This window comes from Pantoea alfalfae (assembly GCF_019880205.1).
Taxonomy (GTDB): Bacteria; Pseudomonadota; Gammaproteobacteria; order Enterobacterales; family Enterobacteriaceae; genus Pantoea; species Pantoea alfalfae.
Map to the genome: position 1 here is coordinate 1,506,946 of NZ_CP082292.1, position 25,535 is coordinate 1,532,480.

At 55.7% G+C, this 25,535-nt stretch carries 22 protein-coding genes and 1 tRNA gene; 13 read left to right on the top strand and 10 right to left on the bottom strand.

The annotated features are described in order from the left end of the window. Positions 1 to 262 precede the first annotated feature (262 nt). A complete protein-coding gene (locus tag K6R05_RS06990) occupies positions 263 to 1,384 on the top strand; it encodes a Gfo/Idh/MocA family protein (RefSeq protein ID WP_222925276.1) in 1,122 nt (373 codons plus the stop codon). A 93-nt stretch (positions 1,385 to 1,477) separates the two neighbouring features. Here K6R05_RS06990 and K6R05_RS06995 read toward each other — a convergent pair whose 3' ends face one another. The 3 genes from K6R05_RS06995 to K6R05_RS07005 all read right to left on the bottom strand — a co-directional run bounded on the left by K6R05_RS06995 (position 1,478) and on the right by K6R05_RS07005 (position 4,419). After that, complete coding sequence (locus K6R05_RS06995) at positions 1,478 to 2,308, bottom strand: glycosyltransferase family 8 protein (protein ID WP_222925277.1); 831 nt, start codon at positions 2,306 to 2,308, stop codon at positions 1,478 to 1,480. 12 nt (positions 2,309 to 2,320) lie between these two features. Further along, positions 2,321 to 3,703: a D-arabinono-1,4-lactone oxidase gene (locus K6R05_RS07000; protein WP_222925278.1), complete on the bottom strand. Its 1,383-nt coding sequence runs from the start codon at positions 3,701 to 3,703 to the stop codon at positions 2,321 to 2,323. 83 nt (positions 3,704 to 3,786) lie between these two features. Next, positions 3,787 to 4,419, bottom strand: coding sequence for a TetR/AcrR family transcriptional regulator (locus K6R05_RS07005; protein WP_222925279.1), 633 nt, complete (start codon positions 4,417 to 4,419; stop codon positions 3,787 to 3,789). 151 nt (positions 4,420 to 4,570) lie between these two features. Here K6R05_RS07005 and K6R05_RS07010 point away from each other — a divergent pair, with 151 nt between their 5' ends. Beyond that, positions 4,571 to 5,110, top strand: coding sequence for a DUF2058 domain-containing protein (locus tag K6R05_RS07010; RefSeq protein ID WP_161736850.1), 540 nt, complete (start codon positions 4,571 to 4,573; stop codon positions 5,108 to 5,110). A 16-nt stretch (positions 5,111 to 5,126) separates the two neighbouring features. Here K6R05_RS07010 and K6R05_RS07015 read toward each other — a convergent pair whose 3' ends face one another. Continuing rightward, on the bottom strand, positions 5,127 to 5,825 hold the full coding sequence (locus K6R05_RS07015) for an RluA family pseudouridine synthase (protein ID WP_161736851.1): 699 nt from the start codon (positions 5,823 to 5,825) through the stop codon (positions 5,127 to 5,129). Positions 5,826 to 6,231: 406 nt separating this feature from the next. On the opposite strand from K6R05_RS07015, the gene K6R05_RS07020 reads away from it, so the two are divergent. Continuing rightward, the gene (locus tag K6R05_RS07020) at positions 6,232 to 6,498 is read left to right on the top strand and encodes a hypothetical protein (protein WP_161736853.1); all 267 of its coding nucleotides are present in this window, start codon (positions 6,232 to 6,234) and stop codon (positions 6,496 to 6,498) included. A gap of 337 nt (positions 6,499 to 6,835) precedes the next feature. Here the strand turns inward: K6R05_RS07020 and K6R05_RS07025 are convergent, their stop codons facing one another. Continuing rightward, the gene (locus K6R05_RS07025; protein WP_222925280.1) at positions 6,836 to 8,758 is read right to left on the bottom strand and encodes a methyl-accepting chemotaxis protein; all 1,923 of its coding nucleotides are present in this window, start codon (positions 8,756 to 8,758) and stop codon (positions 6,836 to 6,838) included. Between the two features lie 679 nt (positions 8,759 to 9,437). On the opposite strand from K6R05_RS07025, the gene K6R05_RS07030 reads away from it, so the two are divergent. Genes K6R05_RS07030 through K6R05_RS07045 form a run of 4 tightly spaced genes read left to right on the top strand, consistent with a single transcriptional unit; the run spans position 9,438 to position 14,327 of the window. Continuing rightward, entirely contained in the window at positions 9,438 to 10,334 is an 897-nt protein-coding gene (locus K6R05_RS07030; RefSeq protein ID WP_222925281.1) for an ABC transporter substrate-binding protein, read from the top strand. Beyond that, positions 10,331 to 11,254: an amino acid ABC transporter permease gene (locus tag K6R05_RS07035; protein ID WP_013358396.1), complete on the top strand. Its 924-nt coding sequence runs from the start codon at positions 10,331 to 10,333 to the stop codon at positions 11,252 to 11,254. Before K6R05_RS07030 ends, K6R05_RS07035 begins: the two co-directional genes overlap by 4 nt. Then, entirely contained in the window at positions 11,247 to 12,008 is a 762-nt protein-coding gene (locus K6R05_RS07040; protein WP_013358395.1) for an amino acid ABC transporter ATP-binding protein, read from the top strand. Before K6R05_RS07035 ends, K6R05_RS07040 begins: the two co-directional genes overlap by 8 nt. A gap of 33 nt (positions 12,009 to 12,041) precedes the next feature. Further along, positions 12,042 to 14,327 (top strand): molybdopterin-dependent oxidoreductase, encoded by a 2,286-nt coding sequence (locus tag K6R05_RS07045; protein ID WP_222925282.1) that lies wholly within the window; start codon positions 12,042 to 12,044, stop codon positions 14,325 to 14,327. A gap of 4 nt (positions 14,328 to 14,331) precedes the next feature. On the opposite strand, the gene K6R05_RS07050 is transcribed toward K6R05_RS07045, so the two are convergent. Genes K6R05_RS07050 through K6R05_RS07060 form a run of 3 tightly spaced genes read right to left on the bottom strand, consistent with a single transcriptional unit; the run spans position 14,332 to position 17,329 of the window. Beyond that, positions 14,332 to 15,636: an MmgE/PrpD family protein gene (locus K6R05_RS07050; RefSeq protein WP_222925283.1), complete on the bottom strand. Its 1,305-nt coding sequence runs from the start codon at positions 15,634 to 15,636 to the stop codon at positions 14,332 to 14,334. Then, the gene (locus K6R05_RS07055) at positions 15,636 to 16,787 is read right to left on the bottom strand and encodes an amidohydrolase (protein ID WP_222925284.1); all 1,152 of its coding nucleotides are present in this window, start codon (positions 16,785 to 16,787) and stop codon (positions 15,636 to 15,638) included. Before K6R05_RS07055 ends, K6R05_RS07050 begins: the two co-directional genes overlap by 1 nt. After that, the gene (locus K6R05_RS07060; RefSeq protein ID WP_161736729.1) at positions 16,784 to 17,329 is read right to left on the bottom strand and encodes a GNAT family N-acetyltransferase; all 546 of its coding nucleotides are present in this window, start codon (positions 17,327 to 17,329) and stop codon (positions 16,784 to 16,786) included. Before K6R05_RS07060 ends, K6R05_RS07055 begins: the two co-directional genes overlap by 4 nt. A 255-nt stretch (positions 17,330 to 17,584) precedes the next feature. Between K6R05_RS07060 and K6R05_RS07065 the strand changes: the two genes are divergently transcribed. The 3 genes from K6R05_RS07065 to K6R05_RS22385 all read left to right on the top strand — a co-directional run bounded on the left by K6R05_RS07065 (position 17,585) and on the right by K6R05_RS22385 (position 20,473). Next, positions 17,585 to 18,655: an iron-containing alcohol dehydrogenase family protein gene (locus tag K6R05_RS07065; protein ID WP_222925285.1), complete on the top strand. Its 1,071-nt coding sequence runs from the start codon at positions 17,585 to 17,587 to the stop codon at positions 18,653 to 18,655. Positions 18,656 to 18,700: 45 nt separating this feature from the next. Continuing rightward, complete coding sequence (locus K6R05_RS07070; RefSeq protein ID WP_222925286.1) at positions 18,701 to 20,002, top strand: LLM class flavin-dependent oxidoreductase; 1,302 nt, start codon at positions 18,701 to 18,703, stop codon at positions 20,000 to 20,002. A gap of 303 nt (positions 20,003 to 20,305) precedes the next feature. Next, entirely contained in the window at positions 20,306 to 20,473 is a 168-nt protein-coding gene (locus K6R05_RS22385; protein ID WP_371876272.1) for a hypothetical protein, read from the top strand. Between the two features lie 153 nt (positions 20,474 to 20,626). Here K6R05_RS22385 and fhuE read toward each other — a convergent pair whose 3' ends face one another. Beyond that, positions 20,627 to 22,789 carry a ferric-rhodotorulic acid/ferric-coprogen receptor FhuE gene (fhuE, locus tag K6R05_RS07080; RefSeq protein WP_222925287.1) on the bottom strand — a complete coding sequence of 721 codons (2,163 nt, stop codon included), beginning with the start codon at positions 22,787 to 22,789 and terminating at the stop codon, positions 20,627 to 20,629. A gap of 425 nt (positions 22,790 to 23,214) precedes the next feature. Between fhuE and K6R05_RS07085 the strand changes: the two genes are divergently transcribed. From K6R05_RS07085 to proR, 3 genes are all read left to right on the top strand, one after another. Then, the gene (locus tag K6R05_RS07085; RefSeq protein ID WP_161736888.1) at positions 23,215 to 24,303 is read left to right on the top strand and encodes a YncE family protein; all 1,089 of its coding nucleotides are present in this window, start codon (positions 23,215 to 23,217) and stop codon (positions 24,301 to 24,303) included. Between the two features lie 285 nt (positions 24,304 to 24,588). After that, positions 24,589 to 24,942 (top strand): type II toxin-antitoxin system RelE/ParE family toxin, encoded by a 354-nt coding sequence (locus tag K6R05_RS07090; RefSeq protein WP_222925288.1) that lies wholly within the window; start codon positions 24,589 to 24,591, stop codon positions 24,940 to 24,942. Positions 24,943 to 24,946: 4 nt separating this feature from the next. Then, positions 24,947 to 25,249 (top strand): transcriptional regulator ProR, encoded by a 303-nt coding sequence (gene proR / locus K6R05_RS07095; protein WP_033733169.1) that lies wholly within the window; start codon positions 24,947 to 24,949, stop codon positions 25,247 to 25,249. Between the two features lie 88 nt (positions 25,250 to 25,337). Here the strand turns inward: proR and K6R05_RS07100 are convergent. Continuing rightward, positions 25,338 to 25,413: transfer RNA gene (locus K6R05_RS07100), tRNA-Asn, on the bottom strand. Between the last annotated feature and the right edge of the window lie 122 nt (positions 25,414 to 25,535).

Below are 25,535 nucleotides of genomic sequence, written 5' to 3' on the forward strand. Positions count from 1 at the left end.
ACTGCTGAAATAGTCGCCACAATGGCGATTTACGCTATAGAAGAAGGGTCTGCACTACGGCTTCACGCGGCAAAAAGCGGCACGTAAATCTGAGGTGTTTATGAGGTGTTCTGACGCGGTAAAGCGCTTGTCAGAAGGCATTGTACGTGATTTAACCGGATAGTTTTTTATGGCCGTCACAAAGTTCCGATTCTGACTTTGTCAGCAACAAATATGAAACGTAGATTCCATTTCAACCCTGAACTGAATATCCGGAGTTGAAATGAACAAAGTCAGAATCGGCATGATTGGCAGCGGCTATATCGGGCGCTGCCACGCCATTGCCTATGCCCAGGCCCCCACTGTATTCGCGCTGAAAGGCGAAATCGTGCGGGAGATGCTGGCCGAAGTGAATCCTGAGCTGGCGGCGCGTCAGGCGGCGACCTTTGGTTTTGCGCGCTCCACCGGCGACTGGCGCGCGTTGGTCAGCGATCCGGCGATTGATGTGGTAGATATCTGCGCGCCTAACTTCCTGCACAAAGAGATGGCGCTGGAGGCGATACGCCACGGCAAGCACGTCTATTCAGAAAAGCCGCTGTCGCTGAGCGTGGCGGATGCGCAGGAGATGGTGGCGGCCGCCGAAGCGGCAGGGGTGAAAACCCTCGTCGGCTTCAACTATATGAAAAACCCGACCAGCCAGCTGGCAAAAGAGATCATTGCCAGAGGCGAGATTGGTGACGTGGTGCATTTCTACGGCACCCATAACGAAGATTATCTCGCCAGACCGGAAACGCCGCTCGACTGGCACTGCCAGAAAGCGCTGGCAGGGCTCGGCGCGCTGGGCGATCTGGCGGCGCACATCGTGAATATGGCGCACTACCTGGTCGGGGATATTACCGAGGTCAGCGGCGACATGATGACGGTCATCACCTCACGGCCCGACCCGAAAGAACCTGCGCGACTGTTACCGGTAGAAAACGAAGATCAGGCCAGCGCGCTGCTGCGCTTCCGCAATGGCGCACACGGCGTGATTGAAACCTCACGCATTGCCTGTGGCGCAAAAATGGGCCTGACCTATATTGTCACCGGCACCAAAGGCACGCTCCGTTACACCCAGGAGCGCATGGCGGAACTGGAGCTTTATCTGCATGACGAACCTGCCGGGCGACAGGGATTTAAAACCATCCTGACCGGACCGGCCCATCCTGACTACGCGAACTTCTGCGTTTCAGCCGGACACGGCATCGGGTTTAACGATCAGAAAACGGTGGAGATCCGCGACCTGATCAACGGTATCGCGGCGGGCGATCGCATGTGGCCCGATTTTGCCGAGGGATTACAGGTGCAGAGAGTGCTGGAAGCGATTGCCCTCTCCGCAGAGCAGCGCCGCTGGGTCGAGGTGTAAGGCAGAATCTGAGAAAGAGAAGATATAGCGAGTGGCAGACTACGGAGTTGAGTGAACAGGCGCGAAGGGCGGGAGTGTCCCGCCCGTATCCAATCAGATCAGGCCGCTTTTTTCCCACCACAGTTTATCCAGCGCATAGAAGCGGTCGCGCTGGCTCTCGGGCTGGCTCAGGTCGCGCTTCCAGGGCTTCGCAAGAATGTAGTGCAGGTTCTTCACCTCATCCCCCTGCCACAGACCGCTGTGCTGGAATGGCAGCGTTTTTAACGCATTGTAGATATACGAGAGCGGTTTCCAGCGATCGACAAAGACTTCATTCAGCAGATCCTGCTCGGAGAAGGGATAAGCGCTGAGATCGTCAATCGCCGCAATCCGTTTTTCCAGTACATCGAACATCGCACTGTCGGGCTTAAGCACCAGAAAACCGCCGTTCAGGTAGTAGTCAACGCTGTCCGGAGCCTGCTCACCGCGTGCCTGCCAGGTGTAGTGGCACTGCTCGGGCTGCCATTCTGGCGGATAAGAGGCAATCTGGTTCGGATTACAGCGGCAGGCGTGACAGGCGGCCAGCGGGTTATCGCCCAGATCCAGGGTAAACAGCTCATCCATGTTCTGCAGTACCAGCATATCGGCATCCAGGAACACCACACGCTCATAATCGGTGAGCTGCCAGGCGCGCAGCTTGGTCCAGACTTCGCCGAACTGCGCCGAGGCGTAATGCTGATCGAGATCGTCGCGCGGATAGAGTGGTTCAACCGGTTTAATCACACAGCCCTCATCCTGCAGACTCTGACAGTCAGCGTCTGAAATGGCTGGCGTGGTCATCACCACCAGTGGCCACTGGCTCTGGCTCTCCTGCAGCGAACGGTGCAGCGCTTTGACGCCCACCAGATAGTCGGGTTGTGTTAACAGCGTTACCCAGGCAAACATAGCTTTCCTCAATCAGTCAAAAAGTGGCGTGATGTAGTCGTTCCCCAGTCGGCCCTGCGGGTCGAGCTGGCTGCGCAGGGTGCGGAAGGCGTCCCACTGCGGATAGATCTCACGCCAGTTGTAGCGTTCTTCGTCGTAATACTTGCCCCAGTGCGGGCGTCCGCCCTCTTCGGCGAGCAGTTTTTCCACTTCGGTCAGGAAGTGCAGCCCTTCCTGGGACAGCGAGCCATCGTCGGCGTAATAGACCACAAAGCCGAAAAAGCAGGTCGGCTGGCCAGCAGCCGGGCTGAGCCAGGCTGAGGACGCGCCGGTGCAGCGCAGGATAATCGGGTAGTGCATATGCGGACGGTTCTCCGCATACCACGCCTTAATCCGGCGGATGATGGCCGGGGTTTTTGCCAGCGGCACGCCGATTTCCACATTGATCTGGGGGACCGCGATGCCGCGGCAGAACAGCTGATAAATGTCACCGGTAACATCGGTGAAGTCGCGAAAACGGGTGACGGTACGGAATTGTTTTCCGCCTTTGCCCTGAATCTGCGTGTCGCGGTGCATATGCGCCAGCGTCTGGTCGATGGTGTCGTTGAGGCTGTCATCAACGTCACCCTCATGCTCGACCACCTGGCGACCCTGCGCTTCATAGCGCTGACGCTCTTCATCGCTCGCCTCATGGGCGTTCCAGACGTGCATCAGGTTGTCGTCAACAAACCACCAGGCCTTGCTCAGCGGATAGTCGTTGTTCCACTGCAGCAGATCCTCTTCCAGCGTATCGGCAGAGACAGCATTTTTGTGGCAGGTAAAGATCTTAAACGGCTGGGTGCGCAGGGTAACGGCAGTGACAATGCCCAGCGCCCCCAGCGAGACCTGCGCCGCCGGAAAGTCAGCGTCGCCGCGGACAAATTCCCGCACGCTGCCATCGGCCAGCACCATCCGTATGGCCAGCGCTTCATCGGCAATGGAACTCTGCTGCAAACCCTGACCGTGCGTACCGGTCGCCATCGCGCCTGCCAGCGTCTGAATCGCAATCACACCCGGCGATGACGCCAGCATCCGGTTCATGTCGGTCAGGCTGCGATAAACCTGCTCAAGCGGGGTGGCACCACCAAAGGTCACGCTCTGCTCATCACTGGCGAGCTGACCGCTCAGTGCGCTGAGATCGAGCAGTACATCGTTATCGGCGACATGCAGCATCCGGCCGGGCGACAGCTTGCTGCCGATCACCCGGATTTTGCCGTGTGATTCGCTGATCAGTTTCTGTAGTTCTGCTTCGCTGGCGGGACGCTGAACCTGATGATGAGTGCCAATTTGCGCATTCTGCGCCCAGTTCCACAGCGCATCATCATTGGGTTCAACATGGGTCTGGCGAAGCGGATAGAGGCGTGCGTCTCTGCTCACAACAGCATTCCTTATAATCGCATTTTAATGACAAGTTTAACTAAGCGTAGACTATTGCTAAGCGGAGCCGGGGCGGCGGACATTTATTTGCGGACATAGCGTAACGTTGCAGTGACAGCGAGCTGACGATTGCGGCGGATACTCTCGGCTTCGCTGTTGTCAGGACTGAACAGGGCGTTGAAGGTGTAGCGGTTTGAGACGTGATGCACGCAGATACTGCTGATCAGGCGATGGACATCGATGGTCTGCACATCACCAGTAAATACCCCCTGTTGCTGACCGCGCGCCAGGATGTCATCCAGCAGATCCAGTGCGCTGCGGTTCAGCGCTTTAATCTGCGGCGACTGGGTGATGTAGCGACCGCGCAGCAGGTTTTCACTGCAGACCAGCCGGATAAAATCGGGATGCTCGACGTGATAGTCAAAACTGGCTTCCACCAGTCGGGTCATGGCCAGTTCCGGCGCCATCGCCGCCAGATTCAGGCCGGTTTCATGCTGACGTATCTGCTGATAAACCTGCTCAAGTACGGCGATATAAAGCTGTTCTTTACTGCCAAAGTGATAGACCACCATCCGTTTCGTGGTTTGCGCATGCTCAGCAATCTGCTCCAGCCTGGCACCCTGCATACCAAATTCAGCGAAGGTTTTCAGTGCGCCTGCAATAATGCGTTTCTTCAGCCCTTCAGGGTCATTTTTACGTTTTGTGAGTTCTGACATGGTGCTCAATAAGGTGATTCTGACCGGGGAATGTTAGCACAGTGTTGAGAGGCTGCGCGCAACCACGGGCGCGGCAAATGCGGCAACCTGGCACACTCCGGACGATTGCAGGTATAATCCCGGGCATTATTTCACAGGTTCAGAGACGACAATGACAAAACTCACCTTGCAAGAGCAGATGCTGAAAGCGGGATTAGTATCCAGCAAGAAGATGGACAAGGTTCAGCGGACCGCCAAGAAATCCCGGGTTCAGGCGCGCGAAGCCAGAGCAGCAGTGGAAGATAACAAAAAAGCGCAGCTTGAGCGGGATAAGCAGCTGAACGAGCAGCAGAAGCTGGCTGTGCTGTCGAAAGAGTATAAAGCGCAGGTCAAGCAGCTGATCGAAATGAACAAAATTGCCGTGGAGAGGGGCAATATCAGCTTCAACTTCACCGACAATAATCTGATCAAAAAGATTATGGTGGATAAGCCGACGCAGGCTCAGCTGATCAATGGCCGTCTCGCCATTGCCCGCCTGGCGGCTGACGCGAATGGTGAAAGCCAGTACGCCATCATCCCGGCCAGCGTGGCGGATAAAATTGCCCAGCGTGATGCCAGCGCCATCGTCTTAAACAGCGCATTAAGCGAAGAAGCTCAGGACGAAGATGATCCTTATGCTGATTTCAAAGTGCCAGATGATCTGATGTGGTAATGGCGCGTTGATGCAGTCAGAAGGGGCTGGCGGCAGAGAGCTGCACTGTCTCGCCGCTGACAGGATGCAAAAACGTTAATCCACTGGCGTGCAACATCAGCCTCTCTGCCTGCTCAGCACCCGGCAGTAACAACCCGCCGTAAAGATCACAGCCCAGAATCGGATGCCCCAGATGCTGACAGTGAATGCGCAGCTGGTGGGTGCGTCCGGTTTCTGGTGTCAGCTCAACCCGCGTAACCGGCAACGCCTTTCCCTCTTTACCCTGATAATCAATGCGTTCGATGACCCGATAGCGTGAGCGCGCCGGCTTGCCCTGAATAGCGCATATCACCATGCGGGGAAACAGCGCCGGATCTTTGGCTATTGCGGCATCAATCACACCTTCATCATCGGCAAGGTGTCCGCACAGCAGTGCCTGATAGGTTTTGCTCACCGTGCGCTGGCTGAACTGCTGACAGAGGGCGGCATTAATCGCTTTGGTTCGTGCCACCACCATCAGCCCGGAGGTGCCAAAATCGAGCCGATGAACCAGCGTGCAGCCGGGAAAACGCGTTACCAGCCGATGATGCACGGAGTCGAGATTTTGCAGATTTTTGCCTGACAGGCTCAGCAGCCCGCTGGGTTTGTTGATCACCAGCAGATGATCGTCCTGAAACAGGAGAGTAATCTCATCAAAGCAGGGTGGGGCGATAAACGTATCGATAATGGCAGACATCGGGCAACCGGCAGCAGAATGGCAGGGGATCATAACCGATTGCCGGTTCACTGACGACGCCGGACTTCACCCTTATTCTTCCGTAACCGTTTCGCCACTTTGTGTGGGAAGCGAATGGCTGGCCTGATGCGTGCCGAATCCACCATGGGCAGCAAAAACTGAGCAAACCGTTGCGGCTAACAACGTGAGAAGAACAGAGAGTTTCATAGGTGCATCCGTCGCTGATAAGGCCAGCCAGTCTGGCAGGATGGACGGCAGAGACAAACAGAACAATCCGGAAAAAAACATTAAGTGTATTCTATCAGAAGGTTGCGAGATTCTTAGTGATTTATTCGGGCAGGTCCTGCTTTTACGACTACAGTCTCTGGTGAGGTTGTCATCAATTCGTACTAATGGAGGATTTTCTGTGTTAATTCAAATCGACGAGAAAGGCCACGTCATTATTGGCGAAGCGGCACTAAGCCTTGCCCTGGGTGAGAAAGAAATCAGTATCGCATCACTCTTTACTCAGTTGGGTTTTATGGCGAAATCTGAAAGCAACCCCGATCGGCTGACGCAAATCTCCGAAGCCAGGCGCTGGCTGAGTAGTTTTAAGTCACCGTCGGTTGCCCAACAGCAGGTGCCGTACCTGCAGACCCTTGCAGCCCTGAACGAAGAACTGAAGCAGCATTAACTGAACTGACGCCAGTGGACGTAGTCCGGCTCCGGCCGGAAAACGACGAAGCGGACGACCTCATCGGTTGCGCGAAGCGTATACCGGCCGGAGAAACTGTCATGGACGATACTTCTCCTGCCACCGCGATTTGATACCCATCTTTAAGAAGGCTTTCCTGAAGCCACAACCCTGCCGGCCCTGAAACAATAACTGACCCGGACGAATACGCTCCCGCGCCGGCTTTTTTCTGTGATTACTGTGATGCCTTGTCTGTGGCCAATTCATACTTCAGCCAGCCTCATTAAATCAGGCTGGCTGTATTAGCATGACGCTTAAGTCAAAGCGGCGCTGTGTATCAGAAGCTTTCCCAGCTGGATTCGGCTGATGCTTTAACCGGCATCGCGGGCACTAAACGCGGCGCCAGGGCATGTGCAGTCCGGCTGGGGGCACTTTGCCCGTCTGATAAGCGGAATACCGCCACCGTTTTTTCCAGCTCGTCTGCCTGCGCTTCCAGGGAACTGGCTGCGGCAGAAGACTCTTCAACCAGCGCGGCGTTCTGCTGCGTGGTGGTATCCATTTCGGACATTGCTGTCGCAATCTGGGAAATACCGCGATTCTGCTCGTCGGATGCGGCAGCAATCTCGCCCATGATGTCTTTGACCTGGCTGACCGAGCGGACGATATCATCCATCGTGCTTCCGGCGCGTTCCACAAACTCCGAACCATCATGAACCCGGTCAAGTGACTCGCGAATCAGCGTTTCAATCTCTTTGGCAGCCAGCGAACTGCGCTGGGCCAGATTTCTGACTTCACCGGCCACCACCGCAAACCCACGACCCTGTTCACCGGCGCGAGCCGCTTCAACCGCGGCATTTAATGCCAGTATATTGGTCTGGAAGGAGATGCTGTTGATGACGTGAATGATTTCACCAATTTTGCCTGAACTCTGGCTGATGTTGTTCATGGTGACGATAACATCACGGATAATCTCGCCACCGCGTCCGGCATTCACCGACGCATCTGTCGCCAGCTGGCTCGCATGGTGAGCATTTTCCGCATTCTGTTTCACCGTGGATGAGAGCTCTTCCATACTGGCCGCCGTCTGAACCACTGCCGCAGACTGTTGTTCGGTGCGGGATGACAGATCGGTATTACCTGCTGCAATCTCTGCCGAGGCACGCGCTACGCTGCTGACGCCATCGCGCACATTGGTAATGATGTTCTGCAGGCTGAGGTTCATCGCATCGACGGCCTGCATCAGTTGGCCCAGCTCATCACCCCGGGTGGTGTTCAGTGAGGTCGTTAAATCACCGCTGGCAATACGCTGCGCTGCATTCAGGGTCTCTTTCAATGGCAGCGTAATGTTGCGTGTAATCCGCCAGGCAATCAGCAGGCTCAGGACGACACAAATCAGCGCAGCAAAGGCGATGCGCCACTCTGCCTGTTTGATAAATTCAGCAGACAGCCGGGACTGGAAGGCAAAAGTATCAGAAACTGCCGCATTGAGCCGCTCTGCAGCTGTGGTCAGGTCCGCAGATTCGCTTTTTTCTTTCTCTGAAGCATCAACATAACGCGTCAATGCCTGACGTTGCTGCGTAAGGATAGTGATGACATTTTGCGTGACGGCATTGATCGCTGGCTGATTAAAACTGTCCAGTCGTTCACTCAGCGTATTGATGGCGGTGTACTCCTCAATAACCGCATCTCTGCTGGCCGCTGTTGGCTTATCAAGAAACGCTTTTTCGATATTTGCGGCATCAAACAGCGCAGCGGCCAGTTTCATGACCGGCAGCGCGGCGTCGGGTGCCATAGCCATATCAAGTAATTCAGACTGATGAGCAAGACTGATTAGCATGTCCGGTTTAATGGCAGCAAAGGCGACAGATGTTACCTCCGCAGATGCCACGAACTTCTGGCGCTGATTTTGATAATCATTAAGTAACTGGCCCATCAGCGTAATTTTTTGCTGACCTTCATCATCCCACTTAAATCCACTCAGTCGTTGATAAAGGGTATCCAGCTCCTTCAGTGCCTGAACGTTCTTCGCGGCAAATTCAGGATTTTTGGTGTACTGGTAAAGCGTGCGATTAAGACGTGCTTTGCTTAACGTATTCACCATTTCCACGGTTGTCGTGCGGCGTGCAGAGTTGTCTTTAATACTGCGGAAACAGTCAAAAGCGATAAAGGTTATGGCGAGAGACGCCGCGATGACGACGATAAAACCGACGCCAAGTTTTTTCCCGATTTTAATACTGGAAATGCGTTGAGCAAGGCCCATGAGGTTCACCTTTATTGAGGTTCAAAAGCAGACGAAAGAAATTCAAATAATTCAATCCTGATCTTTTTATCGTCAGCTTCTGATAATCCTTTAAAGGTATTTATCATTTATTCAGTAATCTTATTAATTAGAGCTCCATTGTTTTACGATGTAATTATTTTCATGCTAACTGATGGGTTTTTGTTTAAGTTAATGATTAATATAATTAATTTAGGTTGATAGTTTTCATTCAAGGGTGTTTGCACTAACTCAATCATTATTTATTGATCTTGATCAATTAAATGACTGTTAAAAATTCGCCTGAAAAGATTTCAGCGATTTTAAAAATAAACTTATCAATAAAATGACGCTTTCAGAGGTTCTGCGGCCGCTAACAAACTACTACGGAAACTATTACTCTTTCACCAGCGCCTGCAGACCTGCCCCCTGTTCTTGCCCTGCAACATCTCATTTCCTGATCAAAAAGCGGAGAAACCTCTTCATTGCCATATTCCGGTTAAATAATCCCGGTTTTAGCATTTGTGATCGCCGTCGGTCTTCACTGAGAATGACAACAGAACGTGACGAGGATGATAAAAGCACTGAAGCCCGCAGCTTCGCTGGCTTCCGGTGCGGACAACAGATCGCGATAACTTTTCCCTCTGGGGGGAACATTTTAATTATCAGGAGAAAGGTTCCAGTGAAATATATAAAAGGAATGACCCTTTTTGCCCTCGCGCTCAGTGCGCACGCCAGTTTTGCAGCCGAACCGTCAGTGCCTGCTGAAAGCAGCTTACATGTCAAAGCCGATCCGGCGCTGAAAAGCCTGATACCCGCGGATATCCTTAAGCGTGGCTATATTGTGGCGGGTACTAACCCGAATACGCCGCCCACCACCTTCTATAAAGAAGACAACAAAACGCTGGCGGGTCGTGAAATCGACATCATGAATGCGGTCGGTGAGCGTCTGGGCATCACCGTTCAGTGGCGCGACACCGGCGGCTTCGACAATATTATTCCTGGCCTGAAGACCGCACGTTACGACGTGGCGCTGTCAAACATCAATGCCACGCCGACCCGCCTGAAACAGATCGACTTTGTCGGTTACTACAATGCCAGCCTGCTGGGCATTATTTCCCGCAAAGACGCTGATATCGCTCCCTTTAAATCCCTCAGCGATGTGTGTGGCAAAGAGGTGGGCGCTGGCTCCGGTACGACTCAGGTGACGCGGCTGGAAGAGGCCAGCAAAGCCTGTGAAGCCGCCGGTAAGCAACCGATCAAGGTAGCGATATTCCCGGATCGTCCGGCGGGCGTGCAGGCTGTAGTCAGCGGTCGCGTTCCCTTGTTCCTCGGCCCTTACGAGGGGCTCCTGTGGCAGACCAAAGTGATCAAACCGCTGACCATGAGCGGTGAAATCACCGTGAATGATGCACCGGTCTCGGTCGCGTTCCCGAAAGACTCGCCGCTGGAGCCAGCCGTGCAGGCAGCACTGAATTCGTTAATCAAAGATGGCAGCTACCGGAAAATCCTCGATAACTGGGGAATCGGTTTTGGTGCCGTGACCGAAGCCCGACGCAATGAAGAGATCTTTAAATGAGAGAAACACCGGACCACACCGACGACCTGAAAATCGTCGGTAAACGCTACTACGGACGCTGGCTGAGTGCGCTGGTGGTGCTGTTATGCGTGGTGGCGATGGCGCATTCGATGATTAACAATCCGCGCTTTGAATGGCAGGTGATTGCAGAGAACTTCACTGCGCCCTCTATTCTGCAGGGTGTGTTAATGACGCTGCAACTCACGGCCATCTCGGTGGTGCTGGGATTCGCTTTTGGCACGGTGCTGGCGCTGATGCGCCTCTCTTCTAACCCGGTGCTGGTGGCGGTGAGCTGGGCTTACACCTGGTTTTTCCGTGGTGTGCCGATGCTGGTGCAGCTGTTTCTCTGGTACAACATCGCCGCGCTCTATCCCCGCATCGCGCTGTCGATCCCGGGATTAGGCGAACTCTGGAGCGCGCAGTCTAATGCGCTGGTGAGTCCATTTAGTGCGGCGGTGATCGCGCTGGTGATGCATCAGTCTGCCTATGCTGCAGAAATTGTACGCGCTGGTATCCAGAGCGTGGGCAATGGACAGATTGAAGCGGCCCGCGCCCTGGGATATCGCCCGGCGCAGATTTTCCGTCACACCGTTTTACCGCAGGCGATGCGCGCCATTATGCCGCCAGCGGGCAATGAGATTATCGGCCAGCTGAAAACCACCGCAGTGGTGTCGGTGATCTCTCTGCAGGATGTGCTGTTTTCGGCGCAGATTATCTATCAGCGCACCTATGAAGTGATCCCGCTGCTGCTGGTCGCAACCTTATGGTATCTGCTGATGACCTCCGTGCTCTCTGTCGGCCAGTACTATGTCGAGCGCTACTTTGGTCGCGGTGTGACGCGGCGAGAAAAGCGCAGCCTGCTGTCATCGTTACCGCGCTTTTCGCTGCCGAAAACGCAAAGGAGCGTGAGCAATGGCTGAAGCAATCGCGCTACGCAAAGTCACCAAGCGCTTCTCCGGCGTCACCATTCTCGACGAGGTTAATCTCGATATTCCTGCCGGATCGGTGACCGTAATTCTGGGGCCATCGGGTTCCGGTAAATCCACGCTGCTGCGCTGTATTAATCATCTTGAAAAACTGGATGGCGGCACGATCCGCATCGGCGGCCAGATGGTGGGATACCGGCAAAAAGGCCAGGCGCTGCACGAACTCAGCAGCAGTGCCATTGCCCGCCAGCGGGCGGAAATTGGCATGGTGTTTCAGCAGTTCAACCTGTTTCCGCACCGCACCGTGCTGCAGAACATTACGGATGCACCGATGCGGGTAAAAAAGCAGAGCCGTCATCAGGCCACGACCAAAGCGCTGGCGCTGCTGAAGCAGGTGGGGCTGTCTGGCCGCGAAGATGAGTGGCCGCAGAACCTCTCTGGTGGTCAGCAGCAGCGTGTGGCCATTGCCCGCGCGCTGGCGATGGATCCCGGCGTCATGCTGTTTGATGAACCGACCTCGGCACTTGACCCGGAGCTGGTAGGGGAAGTGCTGCAGGTGATTAAGCAACTGGCGCACTCCGGTATCACCATGGTGGTGGTCACGCATGAGATTGGCTTTGCCCGCGAAGTTGCCGACAACATCGTATTTATGGAGAGCGGCAGAATTGTCGCAGCGGGTCCGACGCAGCAGGTCCTCGACGATCCGGACAACGGACGTGTCAGAAACTTTATTGCAACGGTGCTTTGAGCACCGTTTCTTTTTTGGTAATCAGGAATCAGCATGACCCAGAAACCGGTAATGCACAGCGCCCACTGGGGCGCTTTTCACGTCCAGCACAGGGACGATCAACTGCTGATTGAGCCGTTCCACCGCGATCCCGATCCCAGCCCGCTATTGCAAAACTTCCGTCATGCACTCAATCATCCGGCGCGTGTCGCGCAGCCGATGATACGGCGTGGCTGGCTGGAAAACGGGCCAGGCCCGGATCAGCGTCGTGGTGCTGATGAGTATGTCGCGGTCAGCTGGGAAGAGGCCAGTCAGCGGGTGGCGCAGGAACTCAAGCGGGTTGGTGAAGCATACGGCCCGGAAGGCATCTTTGGCGGATCGTACGGCTGGTCAAGCGCAGGCCGTTTTCATCATGCGCAAAGCCAGGTGCACCGATTTCTGAACACCACGCTGGGCGGTTATGTCCGTTCGGTCAACAGCTACAGTTCCGGCGCGGCATCTGTCCTGCTGCCACACATTGTCGGTGACATGAACGAGATCGCCCGACGCGGCGTGAGCTGGGAGGAGATCGCCGCGCACAGCGAGGTGGTGCTGGCGTTTGGCGGCCTGGCGCTGAAAAATGCGCAGGTGGCCAGCGGCGGCCTGAGCGAACACACCGAGCGCGGTTTTATGCAGCGAGCGGCACAGCGCGGTACCCGGTTTATCTCAGTGAGCCCGCTGAAAAGCGATCTGCCTGAAGAGGCGCAGGGCGAGTGGCTGGCGCTGCGGCCCGGCACGGATGCGGCGTTTATGCTGGGTCTGCTGGCGGTGCTGATTGCGGAAGCGTTAACCGACGAGGCGTTTCTGGCGCGCTACTGTGTCGGCTGGCCGCAGATGGTCGCTTACATTCGCGGTGAAGAGGATGGCGTAGTCCGTGACGCGCACTGGGCGGCCGCGATCTGCGGCGTCAGCAGTGACATCATCAGCCAGTTTGCACGGCAGTTGCACGGTAAGCGCGTACTGGTGACCGTGGCTCATGCTTTGCAGCGTGCCGAGCATGGCGAACAGCCAGTGTGGCTCGGCCTGGTGCTGGCGGCGGCGCTCGGACAGCCAGGGCTGCCCGGCGGTGGATATACGTATGCACTGGGCGCGCTGGGCCATTATGGCAAGCATCATAATCTGGTCAGCTTTCCGGCCCTGCCGCAGGGTAAAAATGGCATTGACCGCTTTATTCCGGTGGCGCGTATCGCCGACATGCTGCTCAATCCCGGCACAAAGTTTGACTATAATGGCCGCCAGCTGACCTATCCCCATATTCGTCTGGCTTACTGGGCGGGAGGCAATCCGTTTCACCATCATCAGGATCTGGCGCGGCTGCGTCAGGCTTTCTGCCAGCTGGATACGCTGATCGTGCATGAAAGCGCCTGGACCGCCACGGCGCGTCATGCGGATATTGTCCTGCCTGCCACCATGACGCTGGAACGTGAGGATATCGGCGGTTCGCCGACCGATCGCCATTTAATCGCCATGCAGCCGGTGGCTGCGCCTTACGCCGAAGCCCGGGATGATTATACGATTTTTCGTGACCTGGCCCGGCGGCTGGGCAGGGAAGTGGCATTCAGCGAAGGTCGTGATGCGCGTGGCTGGTTGCAGCATCTTTACGGCCAGCTGCAGGAAAAACTGGCCGCTCATCAGGTGCAGACACCCGATTTCAGTCAGTTCTGGCAGGAGGGCGTGCTGGAGCTGCCGCAGTTAAAGGATGGTGGGCGGATGATCAATGCGTTTCGCGCCGACCCCGACGCCGCGCCACTGCCGACGCCAGGCGGAAAAATTGAGATTTTCTCCGCTACTATCGCCAGCTTTGGCTATGAAAATTGTCCCGGCCATCCGGTATGGCGTGAACCGCAGCAAAAACCCAGCGCTGACTATCCGTTCTGGCTGATTGCCAATCAGCCCGCGACGCGTCTGCACAGCCAGCTCGATTTTGGTGATTACAGCCAGCGCAGCAAGCGGGACGGACGCGAAGTCTGTAGCCTGAACCGGGACGATGCGGCAGCACAGGCGATCGCGGATGGCGACATCATCGAACTCTTTAACGCGCGCGGCCATGTGCTCGCCAGCGCGCGTCTCACGGATACCATCATGCCTGGCGTAGTTCAGCTGCCAACCGGTGCCTGGTACGATCCGGTCGAGCCCACTGCCGCCCGTCCGTTATGCCGCCACGGTAATCCCAATGTGCTGACCATGGATATCGGCACGTCGTCGCTGACGCAGGGCTGCAGCGGCCAGATTACGGTAGTGCAGGTGCGGAAATTTGCCGGTGAGGTTACGCCGGTTCAGGCTTTCGTTCCCCCGCGCTAAGCCACTATCGGGTCAGCGCCCCGGTCAGCCTCTGCAACTCTGCCGTGGAATGCAGCGCAGTGGCAGCAAGCAGTTCTGGCGACGCGTCACCCAGCGCCTGACGAAGCTTACTGCTGACATTCACGCCCTCCGCCAGCGATTGCTGGCGCGTACGGCGCTGATGCAGCGTTGTGCCATCCGCGAGCGTCAGCGTGACGACGTGAAAGCGCAGCGCGGGATTGATCGCATCGGGCGGCGCACTCTCATCCGGTGTCCGTCGCACACGGGCGGCCAGCGGCATAACCTGATGATTGAGATCGCCTTCCGCAAAATCCTGCAGGCGCAAATCGCCATAAATCAGCATGGCGGCAATCACATATTCCAGGCTGAAGCGCGCTTCAATACCGTTAACCGGCACCCGTATCGAGGCGGCGATGTCACCGCCTGGCGGGAAGCCGACGGTGATATCAACAATCTGGCTCAGCAGCGCATCCAGCGGTTTACCCGCAGCCAGCCACTGCTGGCGCAGGCTGCGGGCCGCTTCTGCCGCACTGTGAGTGCCGGCGCAGGTCGGGAAGGGTTTGAATTCCAGTCCCGGCGTGCTGATCCGCCACGGGCTGCCCCAGTTTTCCAGCACTTTCTCCGGCTGAGCCTGGTCCGCGCTGCTGGCGGCAACAAAGGCTTCAATGACCCCTTGCTGGCGGCCATCGATTCCGGCCAGGGTCAGCTGAGCCGCTGTCACGGCCCGTTCGGCGGCAAAGCCTGCGTGCAGCGGTTTTACCGCCGAACCAAACTGAGCGCGTAAACCGCTGGCCTGGGTCGCCGCAATACCCAGCAGGGTGGCCGTGGCATCACTCTTCATCCCCAGCAGACGCGCCAGCGCCCCTGCCGCCGCAAGGGTCCCCAGCGTCGCCGTGTTGTGATAGCCCAGAGCGTAATGTTGCTGGCTGACCGCCAGCCCCAGACGACCGGCCATCTCTACCCCCGTGACGTAAGCATCCAGAAACGGCACCAGGCTTCTGGGCTGAACCCGTTGCCAGGCGAAAAGTGCAGGCAGGATCACGACGCTGGGATGACCGCGAAAATCGGCATGAAAGTCGTCGTAGTCCAGCGCATGTCCCGCATAGCCCAGCAGCAGCGCCTGTGAACGCACGCTGCCGTCGCTGTAAAGGGTGCGCAGAGCCGGTAAACCGCTATCCGGTACGGTGCCCTGCAGCACCGGCCAGCTCACCGCCAGAAAATCCCGGATGCCTTCGCGCGCATGCTCACGTGCCGGAGCATCCGGCTGGCTGTACAGGATCGCATCAGCCAGCGCGGCAGTCAGGCTCATTATGGCTGCTCCGGAGAAAGAAGTGCCGCCCGTGCCAGGCCGGCCAGATAGTGCGCCGTTGGCAGCAGCACCTCATCATTGATGCGAAAAGCAGGGTGGTGCAGCGCATAGGGTTCACCGGTGCCCACCATCATAAAGGCACCGGGCAACTGTTGCTGATAGAAGGCAAAATCTTCACCAATCGGACTCGCCTCGACCACGCGTGCTTCCAGTCCGCTGTTCTCAGCCTGCTGCAAAGCAAAGTCCGCCCAGTGCGCATTATTTACTACCGAGGGTGGCCCGGCGTGCCAGGTAAAGCTCACCTGCGCATCAAAGGCTGACGCGATGCCCGCCACAATTGCCCGGAAGCGCTGCTCAAGACGCTGGCGGGTGGATGATGAAAACGAGCGCACCGTGCCCTCCAGCCAGGCGCTGTCCGGAATGACGTTCCAGGTGCTGCCGCTGTGGATCTGGGTGACAGAGACCACCGCGTTATCGGCGGACGGGGCATTGCGGCTGATCAGCGTCTGCGCCGCCGAGACAATCTGTGCCGCGATGACAATCGGATCGTTGCCCTGATCGGGTCTGGCGGCATGGCTGCCGATACCGGTAATCGCAATTTCAAAACGGTCGACGGCGGCAGTGAGCGGCCCGGCTCTGGAACCGATGACGCCAGCAGGCAGTGAAGGATCGTTGTGAATACCGAAAATCGCCAGCGCGTCAGTTAATGCGCCGCTGGCCATCACCTCGGGCGCGCCCTGGCCGGTCTCCTCTGCCGCCTGAAACAGAATCCGCACCCGGCCCGGCAGGTTCGCTTCCTGCTGCTTTAACAGGATCGCCGCGCCCATTGCCGCGGCGCTGTGAAAATCATGACCGCAGGCGTGCATCACGCCCGGACGCTGCGAGCGATAGCTGACGCCAGACTGCTCTTCAATCGGCAGCGCGTCGATATCGGCCCGCAGTACAATCAGCGGCCCCGCTGACGCCCCAATCTCCGCCACCAGGCCGGTTTTCAGCGGCAGATCGAGAATACGGATCTGATGCTGTTCCAGCTGCTCGCGCAGTCGGTGCGTAGTCTCAAACTCCTGATTCGACAGCTCCGGGAACTGATGCAGTTCGTGACGGAAGGCGATCAGCGGTTCGCCTAATGTCGAGGGGATAGTGATGCTCATTGTGGGTTTCCTTGTGCTGCTGTCTGGCGGCTCAGCCAGGCATCGTGTGCCACCGGGTCCAGTACTTTCTTCATATAGAGGGTGATATGACCCTTGCCGAGGTCGCGGGTATGCATTGGCTGGAAGCCGCGCTTCAGGTACATCGCCTGCAGCCAGGGGTGACGGGTGGCCGTTCCCAGCGAGACCGCAGGAGCACGCAGCTGACCGATCAGAATCGCCTGTTCGACCCTTTCCAGCACCTGACGACCAAACTGCTGGCCGGGATAGTCAGGGTGCGCGCCGAACCAGCCAATATGCGGCAGACCAAACGGGCCGGGCAGCGGCCCCCAGGGATAGCGGACGGTCACTGACGAGACCATCTTCTCGTCAGCATAGAGCGCATACACCCCGTGGCTCTGCAGATGGCGCAGAGCCATAGCGCGGTCTGCGGTAGCGGCATCAAACTTAATGCCCAGCGCTTTCACCGGCGCATAGGCCGCATGCATCAGCGCCAGATAAACATCTGTTTCATCTTCTCTGACCTGACGAAAATCGAGTTGCATATTCTTTCCCGGAACACTGCCTGATAAGCAGTTAATTAATTCAGCCAGAGGGGCAGGTTAACAGTAAAAAGCCGGGTCGCTATATGTGAAAAATAACTATCCTCATGCAGATTTGTGAATAAAGAATGGCCGGTTTTCAATTGCTTAAATTGCTGGTTGTCGTAGTATTTAAAAAAGAAATAACGCTGCTCTTTCGTTAATAAATAAATGTAATTAAAGCCTTTTTGGCCTAATTCTTATAATCAGGATGCCGCTGTGTTAGCGATTACTTCTCCGCGAGCCTATGCACATGAGGCGGGCCTGCGTGCACGCGTCGGTGAGTTTATTAAACCCTACGCCAGCCATATCCGGATATTGACCTCGCCGCACGCGTGGCAGGCGGTTAATCCGGAATTAAGCCAGAGTCTTGAGGCATCGGGCATTCACTGGCAGCTGGATTATTTAGCGGGTGAATGTACTGAAGAGGCGATTGCCCGCGTAGAACAGCAAACCGAACAGCAGGGCGCAGAGTTACTGCTGGCGATTGGCGGTGGACGGGTGCTGGATGCCGCCAAAGCCGCCGCCAGCCAGTTACCGGCACTTACGCTGGTTAACTTTGCTACTCAGGCAGCGACCTGTGCCGCCTGGTCACCGATTGCCATCATCTATAACGAAGCGGGCGGGCATCTGCGCAGCCAGCCTCTGGGCAAAATGCCGGAACTGTTGCTGGTAGACAGTGAGGTCATTGCCCGGAGCGACGTGCGCTTTCTGAAAGCGGGCATTGTGGATGCGCTGGCAAAATATTACGAATTCCACCCTTACCAGCGGCATAACCCCAACGATCTGGCGCTGGATTTAAAGGTGATGACCGCGCGGCAGGCGGCAGATGTGTTTCAGCAATATGGTGAGGCCGCGATAGCCGCCTGCCAGCAGCAGCGGGTCACAACCGAACTGGTCAAAGTCATTGATGCCAGTATCGTGCTGGCTGGGCTGGCGAACAGCGTGCGCGACGTGCTGCCGACGCCGGGGCTGGCGCATGCCATCCATAATCGTCTGACCCACCAGCCGGAACTCCATCACTGGCTGCACGGCGAAAAAGTGGGCTTCAGTCTGCTGGTGCAGTCGCTGATTGAGCATGGCGGGGAGCCGGATGCAGAACTGCTGGCGCTGCTGCGCTATTACGGCATGCCACTAAAGCTTCCCGCGTTGCCGGGCAATCGTGACACCGCGCTGCGTCACATCGCACAGCAGATTACATTTCCCAAAGCCTGCGCAGAACGCCTGCCGTTTACCGTCTCTGCCAGCACGCTGGAACAGGCCCTGCTGGCGACCGACACCCTTCTTTAAGCGCGCTGCGGCTCGCTTTTTCATCTTTCAGACCAGGAATCGTTTATGAACTCTGCAACTTCACCACGTCGCCTGCGGCTCGGCCTGTTTGTTCAACCTGTGGGTCAGCACGTCAGTGGCTGGCGTCTGACCGAACAACTGGGCGATCCCACCGATATTGACTGGCTGATCGCCCTGGCAAAAAAAGCCGAAGCGGGTAAGTTCGACCTCTTTTTTGTGGGTGATGCCCTGGCAACCAGCATGTATCGTCTGCCGTCCACCATGGCCCGTCTTGAACCTCTGACGATGCTGGCGGCGCTGGCAGTCAATACCCGGCGCATTGGCCTTGCCGCGACCGCCTCCACCACCTTCAGCGATCCCTTTACGCTGGCGCGCAGCTTCTCATCGCTGGATCACATCAGCCGTGGCCGTGCCGCGTGGAACGTCGTGACCTCGTTTTCCACAGACGTTGCGCGTAACTTCAGCCGCAGCGATATGCCCGATCATGCTTCACGCTACGCCCGTGCGCGTGAGTTCCTCGAGGTGGCCTGTAAACTGTGGGCGGGCTGGGAAGAGGGTGCCGTGCAGCCGGATAAAGCAACCGGAAACTATTTTGTTGATGAGAAGATCCAGCCGATTAATCATCAGGGCGAACATTTTCAGGTGCAGGGTCCACTGAATATCACCCGTTCGCCGCAGGGCCGTCCGGTGATTATCGAAGCGGGTTCATCGGCGGATGGTCAGAAGCTGGCGGCGGAGACGGCGGAAGTGATCTTTACCGCCTCTGCCAGTCTGGAGGAAGCGCAATCCTTCTATCGCGCGCAGAAGGCGCAGGTGGTGGCTGCCGGACGTAACCCGGATCAGGTGGTGATCATGCCTGGCGTCATGCCGATTATCGGCCGCACGCGCGAAGACGCTAAGGCGCTGTGGAAAGAGCTGAATACGCTGGTGGATATTGAGAATGGGCTGCGTCAGCTCTCACTGCGGTTCAGCATGGATCTCAGTCAGTATCCGCTGGATGGCCCGGTGCCGGAGGTGCCGCTGGGCGAAGGGAACCAGAGCCGCGTTAAGCTGATGACCGATATGGCAAAACGCGAAAACCTGACGCTGCGCGAACTGGCCGCCGTCGCCGCCGGTTCACGCGGGCACCGCGTGATTGTCGGTACGGCTGAAGATATCGCCGATGATTTCCAGCTGTGGCTGGAGCAGGGCGGTGCGGATGGCTTCAACATCATGCCCGCCATCATGCCGGAACAGCTCGATCTGTTTGTGGAACTGGTGATTCCGGAACTGCGCCGTCGCGGGCTGTTTCGTGAGGAGTATGAGTTTGCCACGCTGCGTGAAAATCTGGGGCTGGACGTGATCTAAGAGCCTGGTTCACTCTCATCGCGTGGAATGTTGTCGCCTGTACCGCACGGAGTCTGCCAGAAGATGACGTGCGGTTAGTTTAACCAGCACGAAATCTTTATCGTGCCTCACGCTTTACTAAAACCATTTTGCAAATCACTGCCTGCCCGATATAACAGACATTCACTCTACTGACCGCGAGCTCACTGAATGTCAGACTACAGATTCTATTCCAGAGGCAAACACACCGTTGCATTGAAAAGATCAGACGTAAACCGGGCTTCAGATCTGACAGAGCAGGGGTATAAAAAAGAGTTTGAGGAAGTGCGTGCATCAGATGAAACAGAGGCGCTGGCACGCTTCGCGGATATCCGCAGGAACCAGCGTATCGACCAGCACAACTTTCTGGCGGGCGCAGCGACCATGCCGCTGATTGGTGTGTTAACCGCGGTGGTTGCTTTTGTTTTCTGGCGTAATAAATCGATAAAATAAGCCAGCTACAATTCAGACATATTCACGTATGACTCTTTTCATTAACCCTTTTAAAAGGATAGTCAGCTGCACAGGAGTCACCGCCCTCGTTGCTGAAAAACAAAAAAGCCCGCGATATTCATCGCGGGCTTTTTGATATCTCTGGCAGGCCATTCAGAACTGATACGAAACGCTGACGTTCACATTACGTGGCTCAGCGTATACGTAACTGTTCATATAGCTGTAATACTCGCGGTCGAAGAGGTTATCGACGTTGGCCTGCACCGCGACCTGCTTATTCACCTGATAGCGGGCAAACAACGACGCCAGGGGATAACTGCCCTGATAAACCCGTACGCTGTCGCCGCTGGCATTAGTGACATCTTTAAATACCCGGTTCTGCCAGTTGATGCCGCCGCCGACAGTCAGGTCGGGGATTGCGGCCAGTTGATAACGGGTAAAAAGCTTAAATGAGGTTTGTGGCTGATAGCTGTTAAAGCGGCCACTCTGGTCACGTGCCACATAGCGGGTTGCGCCAAAGGTAAGTTGCAGATTATCAGTCAGCGCACCATTCAGTTCGAACTCAGCACCTTTACTCACAGCACCTTTGGCTGCAACATAGGCCTGCTCACTGCCGCTCAGGTAGACACCATCAAGCGCCTGACCGACGTTATCCTGCTCAATGCGGAAAATCGCCACGCTGGCCGTCAGCAGTCCGTCGTTCCAGGCCGATTTCAGACCGGTTTCGTAGTTTTTTCCGGTGACAGGCGAGAGATAACTGCCATGAGTATCACGATAGGTCTGCGGCAGGAAAATGGCGGTGTAACTGCCATAGGCGGACCAGGTGTCATCGATGTCATAGACCAGCCCGGCGTAAGGCGTGGTGTTGTTTTTGGTCATCTCTCCGCTGCTGCCGCTCGTGCTCCACTGGGTATAGCGTGCGCCAACGATCAGTGACAGCGGATCGGCCAGCGAAAGACGTGCAGCACTGTACACCGATTTCTGACGAACCGTGTCATCATCGTTGAGATACCAGCCCTGCCACTCAGGCTCCGCGACGTTACCGCTCCAGTGATTATTGAAAATACCCATATCAGCAGTGGCGATCTCACGAGCCTCTGCATCGCTGAAACCATCCTGACTGTAAGCGGCATTATGCTGCCGACTGTAGTTCGCACCCGCCATTAACAGGTGCTGACGGCCCAGTAAGTCAAACGGGCCGCTGGCGAAACCATCAATGGAATCCATTTTACGCTTGCCGCGATCCATGCTGCCGTAGCCGGTGGTGCCTTCACCGCTCTCTTGGTCGGGATTGCCCATCACATAGAGAAGCTTATCGCTGAAGGTGTTTTCGGCGTGCGTGCCGTTGACATGAATATTCCAGCCGTTGTCAAAGTTATGCTCGATGTCCGCAAAGACTTTGCGCGAGTTAGTGTTGTAACGTGTCCAGTTGGCTGACGAATTCAGGCTGCGATCGTAATGTGTGGTGGCGTTGTTGCTGTAAAACATCGGCAGGCCACCCCAGGTCGGATTGCCGGTATTGTTATCTTCATAGTCGTAACCCAGTGACAGCGTGGTCTTCTCAGAGAGATCGGCATCCATCACACCGTAGATAAACTTTTGGGTTTTCTGATAGCGGTCCAGCCAGCTCTGCTGATCGGTATAGCCGGTTACCACGCGGCCACGCAGGCTGCCGTCGCCGTTCAGCGGAGAGGAGAGATCCGCCACATACCGCTGTTTATTCCAGCTGCCATAGCTGGCGCTCAGCGTACCGGTGGCGGTTTTGCTGTCGGCATGTTTACGCACCATGTTGATAGAGGCTGACGGGCTGCCCGCGCCGGTCATCAGCCCGGTTGCCCCACGCACGATCTCAATGCGGTCATAGATGGCAGTGTCAGACGCCGCATCGCCGTAATTCCAGTTATCGTTGACCGACGTCGGAATGCCATCGAAGGTGAAGTTACTGACCTTAAAGCCGCGTGAATAGTACTCGGAGCGTTCACTGTCGATCAGATTGGTGGAGATACCGGTGGCATTGGTCAGCACATCGCTAACGGATTGCAGATCCTGATCCTGCATCCGCTGCTGCGTCACCACGCTAAGGGATTGCGGCACATCGCGTGGTGTCAGCATTAGTTTAGTGCCCGCGCGGGTGGTCTGGACTGCGTAATTCTGCTTATCACTTTCACTGTTATCGGCGGGGGCCGCGCTGACTACCATATCCTGCGATGTTTCCGCAGCCGCCAGAGCGGGGTTGAGAAGGGCATGCACCGTCAGTGCCAGTAATGAAACGCTGAAAACGTTTTTGAAATCTGATTCCCTGCCACTACGAGCCATAAATTTTCCATTAAATGTTGGTATTGCGTTAAGTCATTACGCTTTGATCGTTATATTTCTCAGCCCATCACAGAAAGAGAGAAGCTGAATTAGTTGTGAGAATGCCAATGATAATCATTTGCTTTATAAATTCCCTTTGAGATTCAATTGAAGATGTAACATTATATTAATTTCAAATAAATCAGATAAATAAGCGCGATAAAAGCCTCATACTTGCTGGCGTTTACATTATTCTGGTGCTGAAAAAGGGCGAATTGACCCTAATAAAAAACGGAAGTTGAAGGTTTATGTCGTGAGAACGCACTGGAGCGCTACAGGAATCTGAGCCGTAGTTTGCTTAGCGACTGTTAATGAGTATGATTCGCATTCTTTATTCTGGCCGATCAGAATGGCCCGGCACCCTTTATTCCCTGATGGAGTTCTGCATGAAATCGTTAAGCCCGCGCAAAGCCGCTGTTGCCATGGCTGCCGCCGCTGCCATTAGCCTGACAGCGTGTCAGGCACCTGCTAAAAAAGTTGATGCGCCTGCTGCAGAAGCCTCTAAACCAGTCGACAGCGCGGTAACTCAGCGCGCCCTGGGGGATGGTCTGTATGAAATGGCTTATTCTCCTGCAGCAAAAGCGTTATTTGTTGCCAGTGCGCAGGCGTTTAAGGATGTGAACGGCGGCATGATCTACCGTCTTGATCCCGCCACACTAACTACTCAGGGTGAAACACATACCGACATGAAAAATTTCGGCACCGCTATCGATGAAGCGGGTGAGGTCTTCTACACCACCAACTCGCTGGATGGCGCAATCTCCAGAGTGGATGCGAAGAGTGGCAAAGTGCTGCAGCGTCTGGTCTTCCCGGGCAAAATCAGTAAAGAGGGCTATCCGGCAGGTGCACGTGAAGTGTTATGGCATGGCAACGAACTCTATGTGGGCCGCGTGGCTGAACCAGGCTATATCTCGGTAGTCGACACCAAAACCTTTACGCTTAAAACCGAAATTAAGAATGCCGGTAAATGGGTGACGGGTATCATCTACTCACCGCTGACTGATCGCATCTATGCTGCTAATGGCTCGGGTGAAATTCTGGTGATTAATCCGCGCAGCCATAAAATCGAGAAGCGCTGGACGCCAGGCGATGGCAAAGCATATCTGTTCCTGAACATGGCAGAAGATCCTGAAACCGGTCGCCTGTTCGTGACCGACGATTCCAAAGGCAAAGCCACGCTGATCTTTGATGAGCGCACCGGCAAGGTAATCAAACGCATTGAAGGTGATGCGATGGGCATTAAGTTCAACGCTAAGCGCAATGAGCTTTACATCAGCCAGCGCGAATCGAAGAGAGTACTGCAACTGGATGCCACCACCTATGCGGTGAAAAACAGCTGGTCGTTCGAAAAAAATCCCAACAGCCTGCTGATAGGTCCGGATAACAATACCCTGTTTGTCACCCTTAAAGCGGAATTTAACAAAGATTCCTCCACTAAAGGCACTGACGAGATTGCTCGTATCGTGTTGCCATAAGCACGCGCCAGGCGTTACCTCTTAGCGTTTAGCCGCTAACCTTCTTAAAGCCCACTCAGTGAAGCCTGAGTGGGCTTTCGTCTGACCGCCATGAGATCACCACAACCCGCAGCAAATCAGATACAGCTCGCGAATGTGTGCAGATCTTGTGCGGTTTTCACTGACATAACTGAATACTTCTCTCGCATTTCATTTAAGACCCATGATTTTGACATGCCGCGACATCACACTCGGTTATCGCTTTACACCTATATAGCATCTGACCTATATTGATAAGGAGATCTCGTGTGGATGATTAAAACGACAGAGCGGTTTGATCGCTGGTTTACGTTGCTTAATGACAGCGATCGCGCCTGCGTGCTGGCTGCATTGATGGTGCTGCGGGAAAAGGGGCCGGGATTAAGCCGACCCTATGCGGATACGATTAAAGGTTCCGCTTATATCAACATGAAAGAGTTACGTATCCAGAGCCGCGGCGACCCAATAAGGGCTTTCTATGCTTTTGACCCGAACCGCACGGCAATTGTGCTGTGTGCCGGTAATAAGGCGGGCAATGAAAAGCGATTTTATCGGGAGATGCTTCCGGTTGCCGATCGGGAATTCACACACTGGCTAAAAAGCTTTAACCATAAGGAGTAACGTGATGGGCAGAACGCTGGAACAGCTTATTGCGGATGAAAAACCGGAAGTCGTTGCCGACGCACAGGCTATGGCGACCGAAATCCTGCTCAACATTCACCTTGCCGAGCTGCGTGAGAAAGTGCAGAAAACGCAAGTGGAAATGGCGCAGGCGCTGGGCATCACACAGCCGACCGTGGCGGGCATGGAAAAGCCGGGGCGTGACCTGAAGCTTTCCACGCTCAAACGCTACGTCGATGCGGCAGGGGGGAAACTGCGGCTGGTGGTGGAACTGCCGGATGGTTCCCACTACGGGTTCGTGGTGTAAGCCTCTGGCGTGAAAACCACGTCGCCGTGATTAAAAACATCAATGCAAAAAGCCCGCTCAGGTTTCCCTGAGCGGGCTTTTCTAATTCTGGCTCCTCTGACTGGACTCGAACCAGTGACATACGGATTAACAGTCCGCCGTTCTACCGACTGAACTACAGAGGAATCGCTTGAACGGGGCGAATATTAACGGCGCTGATCCCGCTTGTCAAAGCCCTGTTTACTGAATTGCGTTCAGATGCTCGTAAAAGCAGCGGATTGGCGGTTTTTACGTAAATCTGCTGGCT

Coding starts and splice junctions, on each gene's coding strand:
- K6R05_RS06990 (WP_222925276.1), top strand. CDS start 263: ATGAACAAAGTCAGAATCGGCATGATTGGCAGCGGCTATATCGGGCGC.
- K6R05_RS06995 (WP_222925277.1), bottom strand. CDS start 2,308: ATGTTTGCCTGGGTAACGCTGTTAACACAACCCGACTATCTGGTGGGC.
- K6R05_RS07005 (WP_222925279.1), bottom strand. CDS start 4,419: ATGTCAGAACTCACAAAACGTAAAAATGACCCTGAAGGGCTGAAGAAA.
- K6R05_RS07010 (WP_161736850.1), top strand. CDS start 4,571: ATGACAAAACTCACCTTGCAAGAGCAGATGCTGAAAGCGGGATTAGTA.
- K6R05_RS07015 (WP_161736851.1), bottom strand. CDS start 5,825: ATGTCTGCCATTATCGATACGTTTATCGCCCCACCCTGCTTTGATGAG.
- K6R05_RS07025 (WP_222925280.1), bottom strand. CDS start 8,758: ATGGGCCTTGCTCAACGCATTTCCAGTATTAAAATCGGGAAAAAACTT.
- K6R05_RS07035 (WP_013358396.1), top strand. CDS start 10,331: ATGAGAGAAACACCGGACCACACCGACGACCTGAAAATCGTCGGTAAA.
- K6R05_RS07040 (WP_013358395.1), top strand. CDS start 11,247: ATGGCTGAAGCAATCGCGCTACGCAAAGTCACCAAGCGCTTCTCCGGC.
- K6R05_RS07045 (WP_222925282.1), top strand. CDS start 12,042: ATGACCCAGAAACCGGTAATGCACAGCGCCCACTGGGGCGCTTTTCAC.
- K6R05_RS07050 (WP_222925283.1), bottom strand. CDS start 15,636: ATGAGCCTGACTGCCGCGCTGGCTGATGCGATCCTGTACAGCCAGCCG.
- K6R05_RS07055 (WP_222925284.1), bottom strand. CDS start 16,787: ATGAGCATCACTATCCCCTCGACATTAGGCGAACCGCTGATCGCCTTC.
- K6R05_RS07060 (WP_161736729.1), bottom strand. CDS start 17,329: ATGCAACTCGATTTTCGTCAGGTCAGAGAAGATGAAACAGATGTTTAT.
- K6R05_RS07070 (WP_222925286.1), top strand. CDS start 18,701: ATGAACTCTGCAACTTCACCACGTCGCCTGCGGCTCGGCCTGTTTGTT.
- fhuE (WP_222925287.1), bottom strand. CDS start 22,789: ATGGCTCGTAGTGGCAGGGAATCAGATTTCAAAAACGTTTTCAGCGTT.
- K6R05_RS07085 (WP_161736888.1), top strand. CDS start 23,215: ATGAAATCGTTAAGCCCGCGCAAAGCCGCTGTTGCCATGGCTGCCGCC.
- proR (WP_033733169.1), top strand. CDS start 24,947: ATGGGCAGAACGCTGGAACAGCTTATTGCGGATGAAAAACCGGAAGTC.